At 46.7% G+C, this 8,988-nt stretch carries 8 protein-coding genes; 3 read left to right on the plus strand and 5 right to left on the minus strand.

Going from position 1 to position 8,988, the window contains the following annotated elements:
- Positions 1–152: 152 nt before the first annotated feature.
- Together purE and ACFQ2O_RS17215 are read right to left on the minus strand one after the other, a co-directional pair.
- Positions 153–683: a 5-(carboxyamino)imidazole ribonucleotide mutase gene (purE, locus tag ACFQ2O_RS17210; protein ID WP_377530625.1), complete on the minus strand. Its 531-nt coding sequence runs from the start codon at positions 681–683 to the stop codon at positions 153–155.
- Positions 684–685: 2 nt separating this feature from the next.
- A complete protein-coding gene (locus ACFQ2O_RS17215) occupies positions 686–1,819 on the minus strand; it encodes a 5-(carboxyamino)imidazole ribonucleotide synthase (protein ID WP_377530627.1) in 1,134 nt (377 codons plus the stop codon).
- A 164-nt stretch (positions 1,820–1,983) separates the two neighbouring features.
- On the opposite strand from ACFQ2O_RS17215, the gene ACFQ2O_RS17220 reads away from it, so the two are divergent.
- From ACFQ2O_RS17220 to hemE, 3 genes are all read left to right on the plus strand, one after another.
- Positions 1,984–2,607 (plus strand): MarC family NAAT transporter, encoded by a 624-nt coding sequence (locus ACFQ2O_RS17220; RefSeq protein WP_377530630.1) that lies wholly within the window; start codon positions 1,984–1,986, stop codon positions 2,605–2,607.
- Between the two features lie 394 nt (positions 2,608–3,001).
- Positions 3,002–3,622: a MarC family protein gene (locus ACFQ2O_RS17225; RefSeq protein ID WP_377530632.1), complete on the plus strand. Its 621-nt coding sequence runs from the start codon at positions 3,002–3,004 to the stop codon at positions 3,620–3,622.
- A 56-nt stretch (positions 3,623–3,678) separates the two neighbouring features.
- A complete protein-coding gene (gene hemE, locus ACFQ2O_RS17230; protein WP_377530635.1) occupies positions 3,679–4,719 on the plus strand; it encodes a uroporphyrinogen decarboxylase in 1,041 nt (346 codons plus the stop codon).
- 125 nt (positions 4,720–4,844) lie between these two features.
- Here hemE and ACFQ2O_RS17235 read toward each other — a convergent pair whose 3' ends face one another.
- The 3 genes from ACFQ2O_RS17235 to ACFQ2O_RS17245 are packed head-to-tail and all read right to left on the minus strand — an operon-like array spanning position 4,845 to position 8,858.
- Positions 4,845–6,644, minus strand: a complete 1,800-nt coding sequence (locus ACFQ2O_RS17235; protein WP_377530637.1) for a TrkH family potassium uptake protein — start codon at positions 6,642–6,644, stop codon at positions 4,845–4,847.
- Positions 6,622–7,644, minus strand: a complete 1,023-nt coding sequence (locus ACFQ2O_RS17240) for a bifunctional heptose 7-phosphate kinase/heptose 1-phosphate adenyltransferase (RefSeq protein ID WP_377530640.1) — start codon at positions 7,642–7,644, stop codon at positions 6,622–6,624. Before ACFQ2O_RS17240 ends, ACFQ2O_RS17235 begins: the two co-directional genes overlap by 23 nt.
- The gene (locus ACFQ2O_RS17245; RefSeq protein ID WP_377530642.1) at positions 7,644–8,858 is read right to left on the minus strand and encodes a pyridoxal phosphate-dependent aminotransferase; all 1,215 of its coding nucleotides are present in this window, start codon (positions 8,856–8,858) and stop codon (positions 7,644–7,646) included. The genes ACFQ2O_RS17240 and ACFQ2O_RS17245 overlap by 1 nt, the downstream gene beginning before the upstream one ends.
- Positions 8,859–8,988 lie beyond the last annotated feature (130 nt).

The raw sequence follows: 8,988 nt of genomic DNA on the forward strand, positions 1-8,988 counted from the left end.
ATATAATCCACCTTATATTTATTCCAAAGGGTGTGTGATTATTAAAGAATGTTTAGATAATGCGATAGCAAAAGGTTTATTAGTGCAAAGGCACAAAAAAAGGAGGCAGTAAACTTTACTGCCTCCTTGCAACGTAGATATGATTCAGACAATCAATCCAGATCCCGATCCCCTCGCTTCAGCTCCTCCACCGAACGCATCACTTTATCTTTCAAGCTGCTCTTATACTTCTCCAGCCTGTCTGCCACAGCAGCGTTGTTGGTTCCGATGATTTCAGCGGCAAGTATACCTGCGTTTAAGGCTCCATCTAAAGCTACGGTTGCCACGGGTATACCGCCCGGCATCTGAAGTATAGACAGCACAGAGTCCCATCCATCAATGGAATTGCTTGATTTTACCGGTACGCCTATAACTGGTAGTGTAGTGAGAGAAGCAACCATACCTGGCAGGTGTGCTGCTCCGCCAGCTCCGGCAATTATCACTTTAAGACCACGCTTTCGGGCATTTTCAGCATACTCAAACATACGGTGCGGCGTGCGGTGAGCAGAAACAATGGTCAGTTCGAAAGGCACGCCAAGCGTTTCCAGGATTTCGGCAGCGGCATCCATGATGCGCAGGTCAGACTGGCTGCCCATAATAATACCTACTAAGGGTTGTTGTGTGGTTGTGGTTTCTTCGGCCATACTTATGCTTTTACCTTAATTACATTTTTTATTTGTTCTGCACGCGCTTGAGCTTCTTCTATGTCTTTGCCCAGCACAGTAATATGCCCCATTTTGCGGGCTGGGCGCGTATACTTTTTGCCATACAAATGGATGTACACGCCTGGCACCGCCAGCGCCTCCTGCATCCCCTCATAGGCAGCCTCTCCGTCGTACCCAGGCTCTCCCAGCAAGTTCAGCATGACGGCGGCACTCTGTATGTCTGTAGCACCTAACGGTAGGTTAAGTATCGCCCGCAGGTGCTGTTCGTACTGCGAAGTATAATTAGCCTTGATGGTGTGGTGCCCACTGTTGTGCGGCCGCGGAGCCACTTCGTTTACCAGAATCTGCCCGTCTTTGGTCTGAAACATTTCTACGGCAAGTATACCCACCATGTCAAAAGCCTCAATTACACGGGTAGCAATCTCGATGGCGTGGCGCTGCAGTTTGTAAGGCACATTGGCTGGCGCAAAAAGAGAATCTACCAGGTTGTGCTCCGGGTGAAAACTCAGCTCCACCACCGGGAAAGCAGTTACCTCTCCGTTGGCATTGCGGGCCACTATTACTGATATCTCTTTCTCAAAATCTACCAGCTTCTCCAGCACCGATGGTTCCTCAAAAGCTTTCTCAATGTCTGCTTCACTGGAAAGGCGGGTTACGCCTCTCCCATCATAGCCTTCGCGGCGCAGCTTCTGGAAAGCAGGTAAGAAATTAAGCTGCTGCTGCTGCAGCTCCTCTTTATCTTTTAGAACTATAAAATCTGAGGTTGGAATGTTGTGCTGGCGGTAGAACTCTTTTTGCAGCCCTTTATCCTGAATAGTACGCACAGTTTTAGCATCAGGGTATACTTTTACGCCCTCCTGCTCCAGCTTCTCCAGAGCATCCGCATTCACGTGTTCAATCTCTATGGTTAGTATGTCACAGTTCTTACCGAACTCGTACACAGTCTCGTAATCGCGGAAGCTGCCTACGTAAAACTCATGGCAGATATCTTTACACGGTGCGTTTTCATCTGGGTCCAGCACCAGGGTGTAGAGGTTAAAATCTAGCCCGGCCTGCATGAGCATACGGCCTAACTGGCCGCCGCCAAGTATACCTAGCTTTACTTCTCCTTTCATAAATCGTAACGGTTTGGGTTGTTCTTCCTCAAAAATAAGCATAATGAACGTAGCCTGACGACAACCTTTGTAACAATTATCACCGTACAGAGGCATATTTTGATTTACATCAGCAAACACCTATATTTAATCCTACGCCACATTTAGCTGGACCAATAATACTTATGGAGATCATACTCGCCACCCTTTCTGCCTTGTTTTCAGTAGTAAACCCCTTTGGTGCCATGCCTGTGTTTCTGACGCTTACGCAAGATGACACACCAGAGCAACGTAACCAGCAGGCCCTGAAAGCGTGCTTATACATGGTCGGCATTTTAGCGATTTTCTTTCTGGCTGGCCAGTATGTCCTTAATTTCTTCGGCATCCGCATTCATGATTTGCGCATTGCTGGTGGTTTGATGATTATGCGCGCTGGATTTGAGCTACTGGCTCCTGGCGGTAGCAAAAAGAAAATTGCGCCGGATGTGGTAGAAGAAGGTCAGCAAAAAGAAGACATTTCCTTCACACCGCTTGCTATGCCTATGCTATCCGGCCCGGGTGCGATCGCGGTAAGTATAGGCTTGTTTACTACCTCCTTGTCGTACCTCGATATGGTCATGATCTTGATAGGCATTATACTTCTGGCGGCCCTTTCTTATATCATACTTCGCTTTTCTCACCAGCTCACTCGCTTTATGGGGAAATCTGGTTTGGCTGCGCTCTCCCGTATCATGGGCTTTATTGTACTCTCTATCGGGGTTAACTTTATTGTGTCGGCTCTAACAGCACTTTTCTTTAGCGAGAACTAGACCGTTAAACACATTCTTTTTACAGAAGCGTGCCCGTTCATAACTCTGAATCCTTCTGTGGCTTTACCAGCTAGCCTTGGTCTGCTTTGTAAGTACTGTTCTCAGTAAGTGTCGTTCTCAAAGTATAAGCACTGTAGCATGATACTCTTACCACCTGTCCACAATGCTCTTCCAGAGTATCCTACCGGGTAAGGTGCAGCAGCAAAACCTAGAAATTAATAAGTATACTTCTTGAGTAATGCAGGCAGCAGCTACATGCGTTATCCCCGTTCTTTCCGTGGGTGTAAGGTCCTTCAGCAAAAACCTCCTGCTCACAATTAACCATACAACAACACCGCGCTAACACTGCCATAACCTCCTCTTTCTACTTTTGCTGCCGAATCAAAGCACCTTTATGGAGATTATCCTTGCTACGTTTTCGGCACTTTTCACTGTAGTAAACCCTTTTGGGGCCATGCCAGTTTTTCTCACCCTTACCCAAGATGACACTCCCTCCTATAGAAACCAGCAAGCGTTGCGGGCTTGCGTGTATATGGCACTTATACTTTCTGTTTTCTTTCTGGCGGGGCAGTATGTATTAAACTTCTTTGGGATTCAACTCCACGATATCCGTATTGCAGGAGGCTTAATGATTATGCGAGCCGGGTTTGGCTTGCTCACCAGTAAAGCACACAGAGGCAAAAAAGTATCAAAAGGTGTGCTGCAGGAGGGCCTGGAGAAAGACGATATATCCTTTACACCACTGGCCATGCCCATGCTTTCGGGTCCGGGGTCTATTGCCGTAAGTATAGGCATGTTTACTCCTGCGCTTACGTACCAGGACATGGGCTTTACAATAGCAGCAATTGCCTTGGTGGCAGCAGTTACGTTTGTTATACTTGTGTTCTCCCACCAGCTGATAACTTACTTGGGTAAAGCAGGCTTATCTGCTTTATCCAGAATTATGGGCTTTATTGTGCTTTCCATCGGAGTCAATTTTATCACAACGGGTATCCTCTCCTTATTAGGGAAATAGGCCGATGCTTTTGCCTGCGGTTTCCTTTGGCAAGGTAAAAGCTGTATATTTGTATCATGCAACTGAAGAATGACTTGCTTTTGAGAGCTGCAAAGGGTGAGGCTGTAGAGCGCACTCCTGTATGGCTCATGCGCCAGGCTGGCCGCATTTTACCTGAATACCGTGCCGTACGCGAAAGCCTGAGTGGCTTTAAAGAACTGGTAGAAACACCAGAACTTGCTGCTGAGGTTACCATCCAACCAGTAGATATCCTGGATGTAGATGCTGCTATTATATTCTCTGACATCCTGGTGGTGCCGGAGGCAATGGGCTGCACCTATGAGATGATCGAAAAGCGCGGACCAATATTCCCGAACACCATCCGCACCGAGGCTGATGTAAAAAAACTGCGCGTAGCCGACCCGCATGAGCACCTGCATTATGTGTTGGATGCCATCAAGGTTACTAAAAAAGCACTTAATGGTCGTGTCCCTTTAATTGGTTTTGCTGGCGCACCTTGGACTATCTTAGCCTACATGGTAGAGGGAAGCGGTTCTAAGACTTTTTCAAATGCACGTGGCCTGCTGTATACCAACCCTAAAATGGCGCACCAACTGCTGCGCATGATTACAGATACCACCATTGCTTACTTACAGGCACAGGTAGAAGCTGGTGCTAACCTTATACAGGTATTCGACTCATGGGCAGGTATACTTTCCCCGACGCAATACCGCGAGTTTGCCCTACCCTATATTTCTGAAATCTGTGATGCCATCCGTAACGTACCGGTAACTGTATTTGCCAAAGGTGCTTTCTTTGCCCTGGAAGATTTCAGTAAGCTGAACTGCGAAACCATTGGCCTGGATTGGAACATGGAAATAAATGCTGCACGCCAGCAAGTAGGACCTAACAAAACGCTGCAGGGCAATATGGACCCGTGCCTGCTTTACAGCTCATTTGACACCATCCAGCACGAGACAATCAAGATGCTGAAGGAGTTCGGTCCTCAACGCCACATTGCCAACCTGGGCCACGGCGTGTATCCTGATACAGACCCGGAGAAGGTAAAGTGCTTTATCCAAACTGTAAAAGAGTACGGCGGCGCAGTTAAAGGTTAACCTTTACCAGTTAACAAATATCATAATAAAAAGGGCCTGTTATACTTATATAGCAAGCCCTTTTTTATTGCTTCAGCACTAAATATACTTAGTACTGATAATTGTTAAATGAAAGTTGAAAACTGTTACCCTACTGCCAGGTGTGTAGCCGGATACTTGTAAGCGATAGATGAGGCTCTTGTACTCAGAGCCAAAGCCAGCGTAAGGGTTCCTACCCTACCCATGTACATAGAAAGTATAATCACACTTTTGCCGGCATCCGAAAGCCCCGCTGTTATACCTGTGCTAAGCCCCACTGTTGCGAAAGCAGATACCTGCTCAAAAGCAAGCTTCAGAATATCGAACTGCGCATCGGTAATAGCAAGTATAAATACAAACAGCATGTTAAACCCAACCGCAAATGCAAATACGGTAAAAGCTTTATAAGCCACAGAGTGAGGTATAGTGCGATGGCCGATTTCCATGTTCCGCTTGTTGCGGATAGTAGTAAGTACCGCAAACAGAATCACAGAGAAAGTGGTCGTCTTGATACCACCACCCGTTGAGCCCGGTGATGCGCCTATAAACATCAGCACAATAAACATCAGGAGTGTTGGCACTGTCAGCGCTGAAATATCTACCGTGTTAAAACCTGCCGTACGTGTGGTTACAGACTGGAAAAATGCGGTAATCAGCGCCTCTGCAAAGTTCATATCCGATAGCGTATTAAAGTACTCCAGCAGGAAAAAGCCTACTGTGCCTATCGTTAGAAGTATAGCTGTAGTATACACCACCACACGGGTCATCATTTTCCAGTTTCTCCAGGGCTTGGCCATTCGGTTACGCATGGCTGTGGGAGAAAACAAATCCAGGATAGTCGGGAAACCTAAACCTCCTAAAATGATGAGCATAGCAATAACCAGGTGCAGCAAGTAAGAAAACCTAATTGGCTGCGTATAAAGCCCTTCCGGATAAAGTGAAAACCCACCGTTACAGAATGCCGACACTGCATGAAAGACCGAAAAGAATATTTTACTTCCCAAGTTAGTGAACTGCGCCTCAGGGCCCCACATAAAGAAAATTGCTACTGCACCAATTCCTTCAATCACAAGGGTTAAGAAGATAAGCTTGCGCAACAGGCCTTTTGTCGAAAACAACGACTCGCTCTCCAGCAGTTCATACATCGCTACGTGCTGCTTTATACCAATGCCTTGTTTCATCAGAGAGGCAAAGAAGGTAGCAAACGTTAGTATACCCAATCCTCCCATCTGGATAAGCAGCAAAAGCACAACCTGACCTGAAAAAGTAAAGTAGGTGCCAGGGTCTACCACGGCAAGCCCGGTGACACAGGATGCACTGGCAGACATAAAAAGTGCATCTATAAAACGCATCCCATCAGGAGCATTAGTCATTTTGGGCAGCATAAAGAGGCCGGTACCCAGCAGAATCAGAAAAATAAAGCTGAGCAGGAAAGTAAGGGATGGCTTTAACTGTATGGTTCTGAGGTGGATTCTGGTTTCCAGCAATTCTACAATCAGAAACACGAGCATGTAGAGCGATATCATCACCCGGTAGAACTCCACCGACAGCGGTATACCTACCCCCTCAAACACATTGTAGATAATAGGAAAGCCAAAAAGATACGTGCAAACTTGGTTGATGAACACGATGGTCATCAAAATAGCTTCGAACCACGTTCGTTTCAGGAACTTCCGACGCTCAAAGGAATACAGAATGCGCAAAAAGTAAATAATTACGAAAACTGCCAGTATACCATCAATGGCATAAAATAGCATACGCAGGGTAGCAGGGTTTTCCACTACACCATGTGCATACACGAGCAAGCCTACAGCTAGAATCGTTAAAAGATAAGCTGTGCGGCGCATAATGGTATACGCGCTCAGCTTACTGTCATACAAAAATCTATTTAGCGATTCTGTGTTCATGTGTTTCAAACAACCTTATTTGCTCTGCTTCCTCCAATAACCGCTGCTTATCAACGGGTACTACTCCAACTTGTTCGCACACCAATCCACCGCCCAGGTTGCTTAGGCCAGCCATAAAAGGCATAGAAGTTTTTAGCGCCATACAAAGTGCAGCTATACTTATCACAGTATCTCCAGCACCGGATACATCTGATATGGCCCGGCGATGCGCGCCAATATAAGTTTTCTCGTTGCCATCGGCCACAAAAACCCCTCTTTCTGAAAGCGTAACCAACACCTGCTTTATCTGAAGCCGCTCCTGTAGTTCCTCTACTGCATCTTCAAAAGCAGGCAGGTTTTCATCTGCGAAATCAACTTTAAGTCCCTCTTTTAGTTCTTTCAGGTTGGGCTTAAAGAGTGTGCAGCCCACATAGCTCAAGAAATTTTTCTTTTTGGGGTCTATGACACTTGGTATGCCCCGCTCATTTGCCAGTTGCAGAAAACGCTGAATGTTCTTTTCCGAGAAAACGCCTTTGTCATAATCTTCAAAGATAACAACATCTACCAAATCGAGCAGCTGTAGATACCGCTCTTCCAGATAACGCTCTTCATAATCGGCCAGGTTGTGCTCTATTTCAGAGTCAACCCGCAGGAGCTGCTGCCCACCGGCAATAATACGGTGCTTGATAGTGGTAACTCGCTCCGGGCTTTGCACAATACCTTCTGTTGGCAATCCTCTTTCTTCCATCAGGCGCAGGTAATCTGCCCCATCCTGATCATCCCCAATAACAGAACAAAGCAGCGGCACAGCCCCCATCGCCTGTACATTCAGAGCCACATTGGCAGCACCACCTAAACGCTTTTCGCGCTTTACTACATTTACGATAGGTACCGGAGCTTCAGGAGAAATGCGGGTGGATTTACCCCACAAGTAGGAGTCAATCATCACATCGCCCACCACCAGCACTTTCAGGTTGTTGAACGCCTCAAAGACAGCCTCTATACTTTTATGTTGATCCATTACTGCAGTTTTGCCAGGCTATGCTTAATGCGGCGAAGCGCCTCTGTTAGTTTTTCGTCGGAAGTCGCGAAGGAGAAGCGGATGCACTGAGGTGCTCCAAACGCATCTCCACTTACCAGCGCCACATGCGCATCGGTAAGTATAAACATACTTAGATCACGTGCATCTGCAATAGTTTTGCCTTCGTACTGCTTTCCAAAATAATAGCTGACATCCGGGAAAATATAGAAGGCGCCATTTGGAAGGTATGTCTTGAAGCCCGGTATATCGTTCATCAGGTTTAACACCAGGTCGCGGCGACGGCGGTAGGACTCTGTCATCTCCAGTGCACTGGCGTTGCCTCCTTTTAAGGCAGCCGCAGCCGCTTTTTGAGAGATAGAGCTGGTACCTGACGTAATCTGGCTCTGCATTTTATCGCAGGCAGATGCAATTTCTTTATTGGCTGCCAAGTAACCTACACGCCAGCCTGTCATGGCATATCCTTTCGAGAAGCCATTCACTGTAACTACACGGTCGCGTATTGATTCGATGCTGGCCAAACTAAAGTGCTTGCCGCCAAAGTTGATGTACTCGTAAATTTCATCGGCTATAACATAAACCTGCGGATGCTTCTCCAGCACACGGGCAATAGCTGTCAGTTCTTCTTCGTCAAACACGGCCCCGGTTGGGTTGCACGGCGAAGAGTACATTACGAGCTTTGTATTTGAGGTAATAGCATTCTCCAGCTGCTCAGCCGTTACTTTATAGTCGTTTTCTAGGCGACCCATAATTGGCACTGATACACCTTCTGCTAATTTCACGATCTCTTCATAAGACACCCAGTAAGGTGAAAAGATAATCACCTCATCGCCGGGATTGGTGAGGCACAGCACCGCATTGGCTATACTTTGCTTTGCTCCGGTAGATACCACAATATTCTCTGGGGCGAAATCCAGGTTATTATCGCGCTTGAATTTCTTTACGATTTCCTGTCGTAGCTCTGGATAGCCAGGCACAGGCGTATAAAAGGTAAAGCCTTCATCTATTGCCTGCTTGGCTGCATCTTTTATGTACTGTGGCGTCTGGAAATCGGGTTCTCCAAAGCTCAGGTTGATCATATCGTGCCCCTGTGCAGCCAGTTCACGTGCTTTTTTAGCCATGGCAATGGTCTGCGACTCGGCTAAGGCCAAAATTCTATCTGAAAGTACGGCTTTCGCCTCTTCTGTTTCTTGCATAAGCATTAAGTTAAGATCGCAATTTACTCATAAAGCTACAGACTTTCCAGCCGTAGCGCCACGAGTACAGCAAAGCGTGCTAAGTTAAGATTACAAGTTGGTAATAAGCTATTGAAAATGAAAAAGTAAA

Origin of the sequence: Pontibacter rugosus, from assembly GCF_042678745.1 — a bacterium.
Lineage (GTDB): Bacteria > Bacteroidota > Bacteroidia > Cytophagales > Hymenobacteraceae > Pontibacter > Pontibacter rugosus.

Coding starts and splice junctions, on each gene's coding strand:
- ACFQ2O_RS17220 (WP_377530630.1), top strand. CDS start 1,984: ATGGAGATCATACTCGCCACCCTTTCTGCCTTGTTTTCAGTAGTAAAC.
- ACFQ2O_RS17240 (WP_377530640.1), bottom strand. CDS start 7,644: ATGGATCAACATAAAAGTATAGAGGCTGTCTTTGAGGCGTTCAACAAC.
- hemE (WP_377530635.1), top strand. CDS start 3,679: ATGCAACTGAAGAATGACTTGCTTTTGAGAGCTGCAAAGGGTGAGGCT.
- ACFQ2O_RS17245 (WP_377530642.1), bottom strand. CDS start 8,858: ATGCAAGAAACAGAAGAGGCGAAAGCCGTACTTTCAGATAGAATTTTG.
- purE (WP_377530625.1), bottom strand. CDS start 683: ATGGCCGAAGAAACCACAACCACACAACAACCCTTAGTAGGTATTATT.
- ACFQ2O_RS17225 (WP_377530632.1), top strand. CDS start 3,002: ATGGAGATTATCCTTGCTACGTTTTCGGCACTTTTCACTGTAGTAAAC.
- ACFQ2O_RS17215 (WP_377530627.1), bottom strand. CDS start 1,819: ATGAAAGGAGAAGTAAAGCTAGGTATACTTGGCGGCGGCCAGTTAGGC.
- ACFQ2O_RS17235 (WP_377530637.1), bottom strand. CDS start 6,644: ATGAACACAGAATCGCTAAATAGATTTTTGTATGACAGTAAGCTGAGC.